Origin of the sequence: Vibrio sp. OPT20 (assembly GCF_963889365.1) — a bacterium.
In the GTDB taxonomy this organism is placed as follows: Bacteria; Pseudomonadota; Gammaproteobacteria; order Enterobacterales; family Vibrionaceae; genus Vibrio; species Vibrio splendidus.
This window is the reverse complement of record NZ_CAWPOA010000031.1, coordinates 759,085-774,700: the sequence shown is the minus strand read 5'-3', so window position 1 is coordinate 774,700 and position 15,616 is coordinate 759,085. Positions and strand designations below refer to the sequence as shown.

Genomic DNA, 15,616 nt, shown 5'->3' with positions numbered 1-15,616 from the left:
CTGCGAACATGTATCCCAATTTATCAAGATCGTGTTTGCACTTACTAACTTGTGCACCGAGTCACTGCCAAGCCAAAGATTGAAGGAAGATTCATATTATTTAGTTTGCTGTAAATAGGACAAAGGCGACAATTTTCGTTATCGCCTTTGTGGTCATTATCCCGATGTAAACCTCAAGCAGTTAATAACCGGTCACTTCACTACATCCCAACAAAGAAACTGATCACTAACGCGTTAATCAAATCCACAAAGAATCCACACACCAATGGCACCACAATGAACGCTTGTGGGCTTGCGCCATAGCGGTGAGTTACCGCGGTCATGTTAACAATTGCAGTTGCTGTCGAGCCAAGAGTGATACCACCGAAGCCTGAACATATCACCACAGAATCATAGTTTCGCCCCATTAGGTAATAAACGACAAATATCGTAAACAGCAGTGAAAGCAGGATCTGGATACTCATGACAACAGAGATATAGCCAAACAGTCCATCGAGATCCCAGATACGCAGCCCCATCAAGGCCATGGTCAAGAACATACCTAAGCAGATATCAGAGATCATCGCTAAGCCTTTGCGGCCTTGAGCAATTTTCTCTTGTGTACGACGCTTCTTGAACAATGCTCGACCAATGTTTCCTATGAGGATACCGGCAATTAAGCAGCTTACGAATAACGGCAGTTTTAAGCCCATCGAATCGATAACTTCGCTCAAGCTGTAACCGAGCATCAGTGTTAAGTTGAGAATCAACCACGCCCACAAGACACCGTAATGGCTCAATTCACTGCGAGTTTCACTTTCTTGGTATGCACCAACTGTCACTTCTTCTTCATTGGATGGGCTCACTTTGTGCTTGTTTAGTAGGTAGTTGGCAATTGGACCACCAATCACACACGCAGCAATTAAACCAACCGTATTTGACGCCACACCTAGCTCTAGCGCGTTAGCGATACCAAACTCTTCCACAAACATTGGCGCCCACGCTAACGTTGTACCTACGCCACCGATTAAGCTAACAGAGCCCGATAACAAACCAGCTTTAGGATCCATTCCAAAGCCAGAAGCTACTGCCATCCCTACCACGTTTTGCAGAACGATAAAGACGGCAGCAAGAAACAATAGAATGAACAACGGTCGCCCACCCTTAATCAGTGTCTTAATATCCGCTTGGAGTCCGATACCAGCAAAAAAGTAGAGAAGTAAAAAGTCTCTTACATCTAGGCTAAAGGTGATTTGGATTTCAAAAATATAGTAAAGCGCCGCTACGGTCGCAGCACAAACAAAGCCACCAATCACAGGCTCTGGTAGTGAATACTTTCTTAATACTTCAGATCGTTCAATCAAACCTTTACCGATAAACAGTAACGAAATCGCGATAGTAAAAGAGAGCATTGGAGAAACTAGGGTTTCTGTCATGGGGTAATGAATTCCTAATAGTTAGATTATTAATAATATTTCGTACTATTAATAATCTAGATTCATACCAAAAGATCAAGCGTTTATCGATGATAAAAACACCAAATATGGTTCAGTCTGCGACGCCATTAATAGAGGAAATAACTATAAAGAAATGATTAAAGGAACTGATACTAGGGATGGATGTAGATGACGTGAAATATAGGGGCTCTAAAACGAGAAAACCCCAGCATTTCTGCTAGGGTTTTGAATAGTGGTGGAAGGATGGGGATTTGAACCCCAGATACGCTATAAACGTATACTCGCTTTCCAGGCGAGCGCCTTAAGCCACTCAGCCATCCTTCCACAAATTGTGTGTTGAGCTTGTCACTCAACGAGGCGCTACTTTATTGATTCTGCTTGCTTTGGTCAAGGGGCTTTGTCAAAAAAAGTGCCTTTTTCAGTTTGTTCGATTACAAATTAACTCATTAGATCAAAAACAAACCAAATTTCATTCTTTCGCTGCACTTACGCTTGTTGCTTTTCTTAAGCTTGTTGATAGTAGCCCGGAACTCGAAACCATTTACGGCACATATCTAGGAAGTAGCCATAAAGTACGCCCATACCACACGAGATAACCGCATTACTGGTTACAGCCGTAACGATCTGGTCGCTTGAAGCACCCACCGCCAATAAAATACCGGCATACACAGGCGACTGGAACAACACGTAAGCTAAAAGGTCAGAAATATTCTTCATCAACGAACTTTGTGAAAGCTTTGCACCATTACGTAAAAACCAATCACGAAAAAGACCATAAGGCCAAGCAATAGCAATGTTCACTGGGATAGATAACGTTCGAGAAGCGAGAGACTGCTCAAATGTCATACCAGAAATAAACACTTCTACGATCATGCCTGAAATAAAACAGAAAACGACCATAGCAAATGTATCCGCAGCTGCGTTTCGAATACAAAATGGACCACGAGACTTCATCGACGCCAAACCTAAAATATATCACTGCCTATTGAGTGAATTAGTAACATATAAACAAGGTGTATTTACACCCTACCAGATAATGTCGCTATTAAATCATAAGATTAGCAGTCATACATTCCAAATTAAAAATCAAGTTGTAAATTAACAACCAAAAACCTCTTCAAAAGCAGTAGCTTCCACCAAAAAATCAAACCAAGGTCAAATATTGGACAATTCGTCATTTACTTACCGTAATTAAACAACATTTAAGCCATCGGTAGATTTACGGTAATGATATTAATGACATCTTGTGTAGGTGGTGCTCCTAAAGAAACCTGCTCTAGCGCTTTATCGACTTGTTCAGTAAGTTCAGCGTTGTTCATAGGTTCAACGTGGGCACGTAGACTCTCTAGTGCAAATTGAATCAGTTCTAGGTTGTTGTCTTCTAGCGCCACATACAGCGTCACCAATAGCTCTTCGGTGTTATCTTTATTTCGCAGATCAGGTTTAGGCAGTGACTCGCTTTTACTTTTCGAGTCGTGCTTTTTTACATCTTGGCTTTCGAGAGCATCCGCTTTTACTTCATGGTATTGATAAAGCTTATTTGAATAGCGGAACAACGCGTCATCCAGCTCACGCTCATCAATCGGCTTAGCGATAATGTAGTCCACACCCGCCCCCTGCATACGTTCGCGAGTCTCTTTAAAGACATCAGCCGTACAACCAAATACCAGTACCGATGACACATCACCTATCAAAGCACGAATCGCAGTGGTTGATTCAACGCCATCCATCACAGGCATATGGTTATCCATGAGTACCAAATCAAAGCGCTCGGCAACCACGGCTTGTATTGCAAGTTCACCATTTTCGACGCTCTTACAAGTGAAACCTTTGCTGCTCATGAAGGTTTCAATGATCACCGTATTCGTTCGGTTATCCTCGACAATCAATACTTTTAAGCCTGAGTAGTCCAACTTCTTATGTGGCAAGCTCTCTATCTCGCCAGGCTGGCATGGCTGAATCTTCAAGCGAACATCAAAGCTCGTGCCTATCCCTTCTTCACTGGTGACGGTAATACTGCCATCCATGAGTTGGGCAATTTTCTTCACTATCGCTAAGCCAAGGCCTGTACCGCCAAAACGCCTTGTTGTGGAAGACTCCGCTTGTTCGAAAGGTTTGAAAATACGCTTTTGAGCTTCCTTAGAAATACCAATTCCGGTATCGCGAACTCGAATACTAAGGTAGGTGTCACTCCCCTCTATCACTTCTTTCAGGTACACCTCAACAAAGCCTCTGGAAGTAAACTTCACCGCGTTGTTCAAAAGATTAAACAAGATTTGTCGTAGACGTGCTTTATCTGAGAAGTACCAACGACCAGAAGGCACCTCAGAATACACTTTGAATTGAAGTCCTTTCTCTGAAGAGAGTGTGAAGTAGACACTGTTGATACTGCCGATGATCGAATCGAGTGGAAAGCGAGTCTCATCAAGATCCAGCCTTCCCTGCTCGATCTTCGAAAAGTCTAAGATTTCATTGAGTAAGGTCATCATGTGATCACCGGACTCATACAAACTCTTGAGATGCTTCTCTTGTTCAGAATTTAAAGGCGTTTTTAATAGGATCTGAGCAGTACCCAATACCCCATTCATAGGAGTACGAATTTCATGTGACAGGGTCGCAAGGAAAGCGGTTTTTGCATTGGTGGATGCCTGAGCTTTAACCTTTTCCGCTTCGAGATAAATGGTCTTTTCGTTGAACGTTTTAATTAAGTGACCAATTTCGTCTTCACTTGAGTAGTCAACATCTATGATTTCGCCTGCTTTCGAGCTATCTACCTGTGCAGCAATCGTTGTAATTGGGCTAATCAAATAACGGTTCAATAAGTAGTAGCCCGCCATCACACAAAGTAGCAATAGCGGAACAATACCGCCCTCAATACTCATCACCTGACGAAATACTTCGTCTGCTACACGTGACTTAGAATTAACCACATCCACTTGCCAACCGAAATCACCAAATTGATTGCTACTGATGTAGATCCCTTCAACGAGATTGAAGTTATGCGAAACCAACACTTGATTGAGTTTATCTCTGAGCATAATGCCAAGATTGTATTCTTCGGCGTGGTTCTTGATAAAGCCTAGCAACTCTTCAAGTGAGAGATCCACCGTCGCAACGCCAGCAAAAATGCCGTCGTAATAATAAGGCGATGAAGCGGTAATCATTCGAACGTGTGTGTATGGGTCGATATAGACATCGCTCCAAGAGATCGTTCCTTGTTCTTTGTTGACTACAGAGGTGTACCAATACTCTTCTTGATAAGGGGTGTTTTTAGGATTGTTATAAGAAAACAGCTGATCAATTTTTCCATCGTCGGCTTTATTGAAAAAGTGGCTGTTAAGAAGCTTTTTAGGGTCAAGCGCATAAGGTTCAGGCCAAATTCCAGCACTGACGATCGTATCGTCGCTCGCCGCCAACATGAATTTAAAGAGCGGAATAACATCATCACCGTTACGATGCGCTTGAGCAAAGCCAACTAGACTATCAACAAAGCCTTGAGAGCTGCTGAGCGGCTCTGTAATCAATGCGGACAAAAGTTGCGTACGCAAGTCGAGGTTTTGTTGTAATTTGGCGCGCACAGGGGATTCTACGACGTAATACGTCACACTACCGACAATGGCAATAAACATCGCAAGGTATAACCCAAGCGCTACCATACTTTTTTTCTTTAAAGACGACCGTATCTGCATAATTCTTTTATTGTTTTCTTTTCTGTTAAACCTAGTGTTTATCATCCATGACATCAAGCCTTTTTAGAATGAAGCTTGATTGGTACAAGTTCATTGGTACTATAAGCGCAAATATGTTCCCTTTTACGGTACCTCACTTTGACTTTACAAGATATTCTTGCGCTTCCAGAGTTGGAAGGAAAGCTAATCACAGAACACAAAACAATGGGATTTGTCACGGCAATGGCTGCGGCACCTAATGTGTTAACCCCGCATGAGTGGCTACCGTTCTTATGGGGTGGCGAAGAAGTCGCGCCTTTTACGGATGGTGAGCAGCTAGAGAGCTACATTGAAGTTATCATCACGCTTTGGAATAAAACACGTCCTGAGCTAATTGAAGGAACGTGGGTTTGGCCTGAAGCTTGCCAATTGGATGATGCAGAAGTGGTGAATACCGCTGCTCGCGATTTCTGTGAAGGCTTACTTCAAGGCTGGCAGATCGCCCGTGATGACTGGGAAACATTGATGCCTGAAGAGAGCGAAGACAACGCACTCGTGGGCGGTGTGTTGCTTTCACTGAGCATGCTTTACGACCCAGAAACGTCAATTGCGACACTTGCAGAGCAAGGCATCGAAGGCCTAGAGCAATTTGAAGAGATCTTTAACGCTGTTCCTGTAATGCTTTGCGGATTAACGCAGCGTGGTATTGCCCTGGCTGAAGCTCAATAAAGTTAGCTGTATACATACCCAAAGGCCTCACAATGAGGCCTTTTTTCGTTTTTGGACGAGATTAAAATAGTAGATCTAGAAGCCTTTCCAATCGAAGTCATCAATTCGCTCGTCGGCGATATAAAATAGTTTAGTACCGCTGCTGACAACTTGGTCTAGTTCTGGGTTAAGTTCTATACCACTCCCCGTATCAATCGCGATCAGCGTTGCTTTGTACTTCTCTTTAAACACAGAGAAAATAGGCGCGACGGTGACAGGCTCAGCGTCTTCAGGGAAATACGTTGAATATTGTGTCATACCTCTTGTTGAGCTCAATAGCTCTTGATGAAGCGCACTTGAACCTGGGTCTACTGCAGCCTTTGCTAGCATCTCTGCACCCACAGCCGGAATACATTCAGAGTTTGGGCAATGTTTATGTAGCAGGTCGCTCAGCGCTTCATCTTTAAAATAAACCAGTAAGTGAGCTTTCGGATTTCGGTTAGCACAGTAAAGTGCTGCAGACAGGGTGATGTCGTCTTCTGGGTTATCAATCAGGATGCAACTCGCAGACTCAATACCCGTTTTCTCCATCTCTTTTCCATCGGTGTAGCTGTTTACTTTGACGAAATTGATTTCACCGGGTAACGGGTTTTCGATATCTGAACGAGTACATAATACGATTGGTCGCTTACCCGTTTCTTCGTGTTGCAGCATGCGGATGAGGTGAATAGTTCTTTGTTCATTCCATCCCAACATCAAAATGTGGTTGTCCACTCTAACTCTCCTTTTCCCTAGCAAGCCCGCTCGCCAATATTCAACACCTTCTGTTGCCACTTTACCGAGTAATGCGGCAAAAAGGCTGAGTCCACCCGGAATCACAAATAGAATGACTATCCACTGCCCCGCAGCTGTGGTTGGTGACAAATCACCATAACCAACTGTAGAAGCCGTGACCACCAAGTAGTAAGCAAATACGGTAACCGAACTGGTTAAATCTGTTTCACCCGCCAAATACAGCATCGACCACGATAGAACTATGTAGCCAAGAAAAGTGAACAGTAAGTTTTTGCCATTCAAAACAAAGATGTTTGCTTTGATCCAGCGTTTGAGTTGTAACCAGATTATCATTCGAGCCTCTAATCCATTTCTCTTAGTTACATGCTAGAAAAAATACGCGATATCAACAAGATGTATCATCAGAAAAAGATACATGACCACAAGATTGATATGGTCGCCCTATACTCAGGTACAAAAAAACCAGCACTATTGGCTGGTTTTTCGTACGTTAGATAAAAGAACGGCTTACGCGTTACCTTTTACCTGCACATTTAACTGCTCTGCAAAATCTAGCATACGGTTCAATGGAATAAGAGACTTAACGCGTAATTCGTCAGAAACGAAGATTTCGTGTTGCTCACCACCATGCTCAAGTGCATTTTCAATCGCTTCAAGGCCATTCATAGCCATCCAAGGACAGTGTGCGCAGCTGCGACAAGTTGCACCAGCACCCGCAGTCGGCGCTTCAATCAGCTCTTTTTCAGGAACCAATTGCTGCATCTTAAAGAAGATACCTTTGTCTGTCGCAACAATCATCTGTGGATGAGGCAGCTCTTTTGCTTTCTTGATCAGTTGGCTTGTTGAGCCTACAGCATCAGCCAGTTCAACTACGCTTGCTGGTGATTCTGGGTGAACCAAAATAGCCGCTTCTGGGTAGACCGATTTCATTTTCTTCAAAGCATCAGCTGAGAATTCATCATGAACGATACACTCACCTTGCCAAAGCAACATGTCAGCGCCAGTTTGATTTGCAATGTAAGAACCTAGGTGGCGGTCTGGCCCCCAAATAATGGGTTTACCTTCAGCATCTAAGCTTTCAACAATTTCTAAAGCGATGCTCGACGTAACGACCCAATCAGCACGTGCTTTAACAGCCGCAGAGGTGTTCGCGTATACAACCACGGTGTGGTCGGGGTGAGCATCACAAAATTCTGTAAACTTATCCGCAGGACAGCCAAGATCAAGTGAACATTCAGCTTCAAGCGTTGGCATTAAAATGCGTTTTTCAGGGGTAAGGATCTTTGCAGACTCACCCATAAAACGAACACCAGCGATGATCAAAGTGCTTGCTGAATGACGGTTACCAAACTTAGCCATTTCTAATGAATCGCCAACGAAACCACCAGTTTCTTCTGCCAGAGCCTGAATTTCAGGATCGGTGTAGTAGTGTGCAATTAGAACTGCATCTTTTTCTTGAAGTAGTTTTTTGATGTTTGCGATGTGGGCCTGTTTCTGAGCGTCGCTCAATGGAACTGGCTTAGGCGGAAACGGGTAAACTGTATCGATTTTATCTAGTATATGACTCATTGCTCTTGCTCTACGCAACTTCTTCCGAGGATTAGAGTATTCTACACAGGACAGCGATGAGGATCAAAAAGGATTGGTTGCAAGTAGTGACTAGCTAATGCTTAAAACGCATAAACAAGGCGATGTGTTGGCATCATAAAGAAGATAAATAGACACTAAACGGGAGTGAACAGGTATAAAAAAGAGGTACCTGAGCACCCCTATTTTGTTTTACAAGTGGGTTTTAGCCACTTTAGCCGAAGCACTGTTTGGGTACTCGGTAACGACTTGTTGGTAATATTTCTTAGCTTGCGCCGCATTGTTGTTGCGTGCAGCTATGTCACCAAGCTTAACCAGTGCATCTGCTCGCTTATTTGAGTCTTTGTATGACACAACAGCGGCAAAGCTCTTCACGGCTTCTTTATCTTGCTTCTTAGCAAAATAAAGCTGACCTAACCAGTAGTGTGAGTTAGGTGTGAAGGTTGAATCTGGGAAGTCTTTTTGAAACTTTTGAAATGCTGCGATAGCACCCGTGTAGTCTCGTTGCTTTAGAATCATATCTACAGCATTTTGATAAGCGGTTTGCTCATCCACATCAGTACTGAACGTACCAGAAGCGTCTTTAGAGCCTTCGCTCGCCGCTACTGCTACCGTTGCTGTTCCTGCTGCTTTCACCTCGCCTCTCACACGATCCAGTTCAATGAACAGTTCGCGTTGGCGCTCTAGCATTTGCTTCATATCGTAGCTGTTTCGTTCCAGCTCACCACGAAGTTCACTGATCTCCAGTGCCATGTCGTCGATTTGCTGTTGCATTTGAAGCTGAACGAGATTGCGATTTTGAAGCAGGCGCTCTAAACGCTCAATATCTGATTCGTTAGATGCAGACGCTGCTCGAGAGGAAGATGATGAATTGGTTGCGGTGCTATTGAGATCGGATACTGGAGCTGGTGCAGCGAACGTAGTGTTCGCTGCACTTGCCAGTAACGAAAGCAAAATGACTCGCTTTGTGTTACTGAACATGAGGCAATTCCTCAATTATATAGTCTACTAAAATTAGTAAACTAGTACTGCGCGACGGTTTTTAGCGTACACATCTTCAGATTGACCTAGAAGAAGTGGCTTCTCTTCACCGTAGCTTACGATAGAGATTTGGTCTGCTTGAACACCTAGAGCTTGTAGGTATTTCGCTACAGCTTGTGCACGACGCTCGCCAAGAGCGATGTTGTACTCAGGAGTACCGCGTTCGTCAGCGTGACCTTCGATAGTAACGTTCATGTCAACGTTGTTGCTTAGGTAAGCTGCGTGAGCTGCTAGAATTTCTTCGTAGTCGCCAGCGATAGTAGAGTTATCGAATGCAAAGTAGATTGTTTGAGTTTCGCGTAGCGCTTGCTCTTTAAGCTCTTGCTCAGACAGTTGAGCATTAGCATCAATTGGCGTTACAACAGTTGTGTCTACGTTGCCTTCTGAACCTGAAGTTGTTTGGTTGCTTTCAGTACCTGAAGTTGCAGATGTTGCTTCATCAGTTGAGCTACATGCCGTTACTGCCATCACTGGTAGTGCAATCATCAAGCCTTTAAGAACTTTGTTAAGTTGCATCTTTTTTTCCTTACGTTATCAAACTTAGTTTCTACAGCGACTAAGTGCTATAGATAGTTAATTGCCACAATAGTTAACACTATCAATAGCTAAAAGAATGTATCACTTCGCTAGAGGAACGGTGACCATGCAGGCGCTCTTACACGTCCGTTGGTTGCCGGTAATCTAGCTTTGAAACGGCCATCGATAGAAACCATCGATAATACGTTTGTTTTGTTGTAAATAGAGCTATAGATAACCATACCTCCATTTGGCGCAATACTTGGAGATTCATCTAACAATGTCTTTGTTAGCACCTGAACCGCACCGGTTTCCAAATCTTGCTTAGCCAAGTTGAAGCCTGAATTACTGCGATTGACCATGATTAGGAATCGACCATCAGGGGTGATCTGGCCACCTAAGTTTTGGCTACCTTGCCAAGTAATACGAGAAGTCGAATTATTGGACAAATTTACATTATAAATCTGTGGTTTACCACCACGATCCGATGTGAAAATAAGAGACTTGCCATCTGGGTACCAGAATGGTTCCGTGTTATTAGAACGGCCACGAGTAATTTGAGTCAGCTTACGGCTAGCAAGGTCAAGTGTGTACACCTGAAGGCTGCCTGTTTTAGACAATACCAATGCCAATGTTTTACCATCTGGCGAGAATCTTGGCGCACCATTATGACGAGGGTATGACGTTACTTTCTCACGCTCACCCGTGTAAATATTCATGATGAATATTTCAGCTTGGCCATTTTGGAAACTCACATAAGCAAGCTTTTTACCGTCTGGTGACCATGCCGGTGACATTAGTGGTTGCTTAGAACGAAGTACCAAGCGCTCGTTAAACCCATCGTAGTCAGCAACACGAAGTTGGTATGGGTATTTATCTTTGTCGTTCACTACCACATAAGAAATACGAGTTAAGAACGCACCTTTCTCGCCAGTCAGTTCTTCATACACTAAATCAGAAATACGGTGTGCATACTCTCTCAAGCGTTTACCAGGAACTGTCGCTTTCTTATTGAACAACACGTGGTCTTTAGAAAGTACCAGTTGGCCCTCATCACTTAACGCACGGCTTTGCCCTTTGGTCAATTGACCACGAACAATGTCGATCAGTTGATAGTTGACTACATATTGGCCTTCAGCATTTTTAGTAATGCTGCCAGTAAGTAATGAATCAACGCCTAAGTTAGTCCAAGCATCAAAATCCACCTCACTTTCGCTGTAAGGCGTCTGTGGCATCTTGCTTGTTGCAACTGGGCTGAATTTACCACTGCGTTGTAAATCAGAAGCAATAACCGCTGATACATCGTGTGGCAATGGCTCTGCGCCTTCCCAACGGAAAGGGACAATAGCGATAGGTCTTGCGGAGTTAATACCGTCTGTAATAACCAGCTCCAGTGCCGCGTGTGCAAACTGGCTGCTTGTAGCTATTAAGAAAACAAAACTCAGTAATAGTTTCTTTAACACAAGTTCGTCCTTTTACTCTGGTGATACAGTTAAGTTAATGTCTTTCAGTGATTTCACAATGTCTGGGTCTTTCGGCAACGGGTAAGATTGCACTTGTGCCACTGCACGCTTGGTTGCTGCACATAAACGGCTATCGCCATCTAAGATACTCAAGCTACCCAATATCGCGTTAGAGCCCGTTGGAATCAGCTTAAGGTTCACTCGACATGAGCGCCCTCTATAGCTGTCTTCTAACAACAGGTTCTGCTGAATCAATTGGGTATAAATAGCGCCGTAACGCTGTGCTTCATCACTAATAAACTGTTGTCTTGCTGAAGAGTTTTGAGTCGATTCAGTCTCCAGTCCAGCAAAGATGTCGTTCAATGCTGCCTCTTGCTGTTTACGCTCTTTTTCAGCTCTTGCTGCAGCTTCTTTTGCTTTGCGCGCTTTCTCCGCTGCGGCTGCCGCTTCTTTCTCTTTCGCTATACGTTGCTTTTCAGCACGTTCAGCGGCTTCTTTTTCTTTACGAGCTTTATCTGCAGCTTCTTTCGCGGCCTTTTCTTTTGCCACACGTTCTTGTTCAGCTTTAGCTATCGCCACTTCTTTGGCTTTGCGCTCTTTTTCCGCTTTCACAACCGCTGCTTCTTTGACTTTACGATCAGCTTCTGCTTTAGCGGCTTTCTTTTGTTCTTGCTTTAAACGAGTCTCTTCAACTTTACGTTGTTTTTCATTCTCAACTCGACGCTTTTCCGCTTCGCGAGCGGCTTTCGCTTCTTTAGCCTGCTTTTCTTTCAGCTTTCGAATGTTCTCTTCTTCAGCTTTACGATTTTTTTCAAGTCGTTCGCTTTCACGTCTTAGTTTGTCTAGACGCTCTTGCTCTTTCTTACTCGCTGCTTCTCTTTGTTGACGAATCTGTTGAGCTTGTTGGCGAACCAACTGAGGATCAATCACCACGGCTTGAACCATCTGCCCAGTAGGCTTTGGCTCCGACATTGTGAAATCCGCCCCCCAAATAAGCGCAACGAATAAGATGACGTGCAGCCCTAGAGAGATAAGAAGCGGTGATCTAAAGTTATTGGATTTCTTATTATTCGCTTTCATGAATGCTACGGAGCTATTCCCTTATATCCGTTAATAGGCCAACCTTTGGCACACCTGCACGGCTTAATTCATCAAGTAATAAAACCACTTCAGCGTAAGGCGTTGCGGCATCACCACCAACCGCCACTGGAGAGTTTGGCTTAAGAGACAGCTCGGCTTTCACTCGGACGATAATGTCTTCCATTGATAAGCCACGCTGTACTTCTTCGTTATTCACACTCAAACCAAGCTCACCGTCTTTGTTCACTTCAACGATAATAAAGCTCGCATTGTCGTCACCCAATAGATCTTGTGCAGACTGAGCCGTTGAAGCCTTAGGCAATTCAACGTCTACGCCTTGAGTCACGAATGGCGAAGTCACCATAAAAATAATCAGCAAAACAAGCATAACGTCGATGTAAGGTACAACGTTGATCTCTGCTGTCATTTTGCGTTTTTTAGGTTGGTATCCGGCCATCTATTATTCCCTGCCAGCCATCGCTTGACGGTGAAGAATACTGTGGAACTCTTCAGAGAAAGTCGCATAGTTGTGCTCTAGCTTACCGACTCGACTGCTAAAGCGGTTGTAAGCCATAACAGCAGGAATTGCTGCAAATAGGCCCATTGCTGTCGCGATCAGTGCCTCTGCAATGCCAGGAGCAACCATTGCTAATGTCGCTTGCTTCACTTCACCTAATGCGATGAATGAGTGCATGATGCCCCAAACCGTACCAAATAGGCCGATGTATGGACTGATAGAACCGACCGTTGCTAGGAAAGGTAAGTTGGTTTCTAGCTCGTCTACTTCACGGGCAACCGCTACGCGCATTGCACGGCCAGTACCTTCCATAATGAAGTCAGGAGATGTTGCATTCGATTTACGAAGGCGAGCAAACTCAGTAAAGCCTGCGTAGAAAATTTCTTCAGTACCAGAAAGCTCGTCTTTGCGCTTATTGCTCTCTTGGTACAGTTTTGCGAGATCAACGCCTGACCAGAACTTATCTTCAAATACGTCAGTTTGTTTAGAAGCTTGAGATAATACTTTACTTCTTTTTATGATCATTGCCCAAGAAACAACAGACATGCCCATAAGAATCAGCATGACCATCTTAACTAGTAAGCTAGCTTCTAATATTAGGCCTAAGATTGAGATTTCAGCAGTCACTATTCGTTAGCTCCGTGAGAATAAATGTTGGCATTGCTTTGGGTTTCATTTTTTGATTATCGATACATGCTACCTTAACCATTGCTTTACACAATGCCTTGCCATCAGGATTTACGATCTCTTGACAGAAGACCAAGGTAGCTCGCTTCAACTCGTAAATATTTGTAATGACTTGTAAAGAATCATCAAGTCGCGCACCTTGAATAAAATCAATGTCCATATGTCGGACTACGAAACCGATATTTTGTTCTAACAAGACTTGCTGAGAGACGCCAATTGAGCGCAACATCTCAGTTCGAGCGCGTTCGAAAAACTTAAGATAGTTTGAATGGTATACAACACCACCTGCATCGGTGTCTTCGTAATACACTGTCACTGGCCACGTAAATGGCTTAGATATTCCCTGCAATTTGATACCACAATCCAAAACGATAAAGATCTCACTATAACCTAACTCCTTATCATTAATAGTATATCGCTGTGAATTTTTTGATTTAATAGACGAAAAAAAAGGCCATCTGTATAAGATGACCTCTTTTTGGCTAAAAACCCAACAAGTATAAAGGTTCACGTCGTTATGAACCTAAATCTTCTGCCTTTTATAAAAGGCGCAACACCGTTAGGTAGAGCAAAATTGTGAGTGAAACGTATGGGCTAAACAGTAGCTGCCACATCCAAGCTCTAGGCTTAAAACCAATACCATAAACCATGCTCGAGCATACAGCCCAGATGAACATAGGCCCAATGATAGCGTTAAAGCCACCGATGCTTGCCGCATACGTTTCAGGATCCCACATTACTAAACCAACATGCATGAAACCCAATATTAGGGATAAAGCTCTTAACAGAGTCTTATCCATTGGTTGGTGCAGTTTAGCGATTTGCTCCGCGAGATTACTCACTGTCTTTATCCATCATTTCTGAATGCTCTAACCATAGAGCATTGATGATGCCGAATGCACATGCTAGAAGTACACCCAAAATCCATGCGAAATACCACATAAAATTTCTCCTAAGTTATTTAACTTCTAGCTTAGTAAGCTGAAACGTCGTTATCTTCGATGTGTTTCTTATCTAGACGACCGAACATTTTGTAGTATGTCCAAGTTGTGTAGCCAAGAATCACAGGAACCATTACCGCCGCAACTCCGGTCATAAGACCAAGCGTTAGCTCACTCGCTGTTGAATCCCACATAGTCAAACTATGGCTAGGGTTCAGACTTGATGGCATTACGAATGGGAACATTGCAAAACCAGCCGTTAAAATAACACCAGCGTTAGATAGGCTTGAGAACAAGAATGCGAAACCACCACGCTCAAAGCGAGATGCAATCACAGCAAGCAGTGGCATTGCTACACCAAGAATCGGCGCAGCCCACATTGCTGGATACGTTTCGAAGTTTGTCATCCAAGCACCAACTTGAAGTGATACTTCTTTGTTTAGTGGGTTTGAATCAGCAAACGTGTCCATCGTGCTAGTGATTACGTAGCCTTCAATAGACTGAACCCAGAAGCCACCAATAATGAACAGAGCAATAGCAATTAGGCCAGTGATCTGAGCAACATTACGAGCGCGGCTGTGCAGCTCTTCTGTAGTCTTCATTTGAAGCCATGTTGCACCTTGCATCACGAACAACATCAGAGCTAATACACCACAAAGCAATGCAAACGGGTTTAGCAGAGCGAAGAACGTGCCATGGTACTTAGACATCATAAACTCGTTCAGGTCAAATGGAACACCTTGTAGTAGGTTACCAAATGCCACACCGAAAATGATTGGTGGTACTGTGCCACTAAAGCAAAGTGCGTAGTCCCAAGTTTTACGCCATTTTGGATCTTCAATCTTAGAGCGGTAATCAAGAGCGAGTGGTCGTAACCAAAGCGCTGCTAACGTCGCGTACATTGCGAAGTAGAAACCAGAAAACGACGTTGCGTAAACCAGCGGCCATGCAGCAAACAATGCGCCACCCGCAGTGATAAGCCAAACTTGGTTACCATCCCAGTGAGGGGCAATCGTGTTTAGCATAATACGGCGTTCAGTGTCGCTCTTACCGATAACCGGTGAAAGAGCAGCAACACCCATATCGAAGCCATCAGTTACGGCGAAACCAACCAGTAGAACACCGATCAATACCCACCAAATAAGTCGTAAGCTTTCGTAATCAAACATAATATTCC

At 43.7% G+C, this 15,616-nt stretch carries 16 protein-coding genes and 1 tRNA gene; 1 reads left to right on the top strand and 16 read right to left on the bottom strand.

The genetic code is table 11. From position 1 onward, the window contains the following. Positions 1 to 200: 200 nt before the first annotated feature. The 4 genes from gltS to AACR09_RS04600 all read right to left on the bottom strand — a co-directional run bounded on the left by gltS (position 201) and on the right by AACR09_RS04600 (position 5,125). Positions 201 to 1,415: a sodium/glutamate symporter gene (gltS, locus tag AACR09_RS04615; protein ID WP_017078190.1), complete on the bottom strand. Its 1,215-nt coding sequence runs from the start codon at positions 1,413 to 1,415 to the stop codon at positions 201 to 203. A gap of 254 nt (positions 1,416 to 1,669) precedes the next feature. Continuing rightward, positions 1,670 to 1,760: transfer RNA gene (locus AACR09_RS04610), tRNA-Ser, on the bottom strand. Positions 1,761 to 1,940: 180 nt separating this feature from the next. Then, a complete protein-coding gene (locus AACR09_RS04605) occupies positions 1,941 to 2,390 on the bottom strand; it encodes an L-alanine exporter AlaE (protein WP_004736492.1) in 450 nt (149 codons plus the stop codon). A 248-nt stretch (positions 2,391 to 2,638) separates the two neighbouring features. Further along, positions 2,639 to 5,125: an ATP-binding protein gene (locus tag AACR09_RS04600; protein WP_445329550.1), complete on the bottom strand. Its 2,487-nt coding sequence runs from the start codon at positions 5,123 to 5,125 to the stop codon at positions 2,639 to 2,641. 138 nt (positions 5,126 to 5,263) lie between these two features. Here AACR09_RS04600 and AACR09_RS04595 point away from each other — a divergent pair, with 138 nt between their 5' ends. Then, positions 5,264 to 5,833, top strand: a complete 570-nt coding sequence (locus AACR09_RS04595; RefSeq protein WP_017083925.1) for a UPF0149 family protein — start codon at positions 5,264 to 5,266, stop codon at positions 5,831 to 5,833. Between the two features lie 75 nt (positions 5,834 to 5,908). Here AACR09_RS04595 and AACR09_RS04590 read toward each other — a convergent pair whose 3' ends face one another. From AACR09_RS04590 to cydB, 12 genes are all read right to left on the bottom strand, one after another. Then, positions 5,909 to 6,940 (bottom strand): potassium channel protein, encoded by a 1,032-nt coding sequence (locus AACR09_RS04590; RefSeq protein ID WP_004736489.1) that lies wholly within the window; start codon positions 6,938 to 6,940, stop codon positions 5,909 to 5,911. 174 nt (positions 6,941 to 7,114) lie between these two features. Next, positions 7,115 to 8,176 carry a quinolinate synthase NadA gene (gene nadA / locus AACR09_RS04585; RefSeq protein WP_004736488.1) on the bottom strand — a complete coding sequence of 354 codons (1,062 nt, stop codon included), beginning with the start codon at positions 8,174 to 8,176 and terminating at the stop codon, positions 7,115 to 7,117. 210 nt (positions 8,177 to 8,386) lie between these two features. Continuing rightward, on the bottom strand, positions 8,387 to 9,175 hold the full coding sequence (gene ybgF, locus AACR09_RS04580) for a tol-pal system protein YbgF (protein ID WP_004736487.1): 789 nt from the start codon (positions 9,173 to 9,175) through the stop codon (positions 8,387 to 8,389). 33 nt (positions 9,176 to 9,208) lie between these two features. Continuing rightward, entirely contained in the window at positions 9,209 to 9,751 is a 543-nt protein-coding gene (pal, locus tag AACR09_RS04575) for a peptidoglycan-associated lipoprotein Pal (protein ID WP_004736484.1), read from the bottom strand. 110 nt (positions 9,752 to 9,861) lie between these two features. Beyond that, positions 9,862 to 11,214 (bottom strand): Tol-Pal system beta propeller repeat protein TolB, encoded by a 1,353-nt coding sequence (gene tolB, locus AACR09_RS04570; RefSeq protein WP_017078184.1) that lies wholly within the window; start codon positions 11,212 to 11,214, stop codon positions 9,862 to 9,864. Positions 11,215 to 11,226: 12 nt separating this feature from the next. Beyond that, positions 11,227 to 12,294 carry a cell envelope integrity protein TolA gene (gene tolA / locus AACR09_RS04565; RefSeq protein WP_193836061.1) on the bottom strand — a complete coding sequence of 356 codons (1,068 nt, stop codon included), beginning with the start codon at positions 12,292 to 12,294 and terminating at the stop codon, positions 11,227 to 11,229. Between the two features lie 13 nt (positions 12,295 to 12,307). Continuing rightward, positions 12,308 to 12,751 carry a protein TolR gene (gene tolR / locus AACR09_RS04560; protein ID WP_004736481.1) on the bottom strand — a complete coding sequence of 148 codons (444 nt, stop codon included), beginning with the start codon at positions 12,749 to 12,751 and terminating at the stop codon, positions 12,308 to 12,310. 3 nt (positions 12,752 to 12,754) lie between these two features. Continuing rightward, on the bottom strand, positions 12,755 to 13,438 hold the full coding sequence (gene tolQ / locus AACR09_RS04555; protein ID WP_004736480.1) for a protein TolQ: 684 nt from the start codon (positions 13,436 to 13,438) through the stop codon (positions 12,755 to 12,757). Then, positions 13,428 to 13,865, bottom strand: coding sequence for a tol-pal system-associated acyl-CoA thioesterase (gene ybgC / locus AACR09_RS04550; protein WP_017078182.1), 438 nt, complete (start codon positions 13,863 to 13,865; stop codon positions 13,428 to 13,430). The genes tolQ and ybgC overlap by 11 nt, the downstream gene beginning before the upstream one ends. Positions 13,866 to 14,037: 172 nt before the next feature. Beyond that, entirely contained in the window at positions 14,038 to 14,340 is a 303-nt protein-coding gene (ybgE, locus tag AACR09_RS04545) for a cyd operon protein YbgE (RefSeq protein WP_193836060.1), read from the bottom strand. After that, a complete protein-coding gene (cydX, locus tag AACR09_RS04540; RefSeq protein WP_000270284.1) occupies positions 14,333 to 14,440 on the bottom strand; it encodes a cytochrome bd-I oxidase subunit CydX in 108 nt (35 codons plus the stop codon). Before cydX ends, ybgE begins: the two co-directional genes overlap by 8 nt. Before the next feature lie 31 nt (positions 14,441 to 14,471). Then, entirely contained in the window at positions 14,472 to 15,608 is a 1,137-nt protein-coding gene (gene cydB / locus AACR09_RS04535; protein WP_114633768.1) for a cytochrome d ubiquinol oxidase subunit II, read from the bottom strand. Between the last annotated feature and the right edge of the window lie 8 nt (positions 15,609 to 15,616).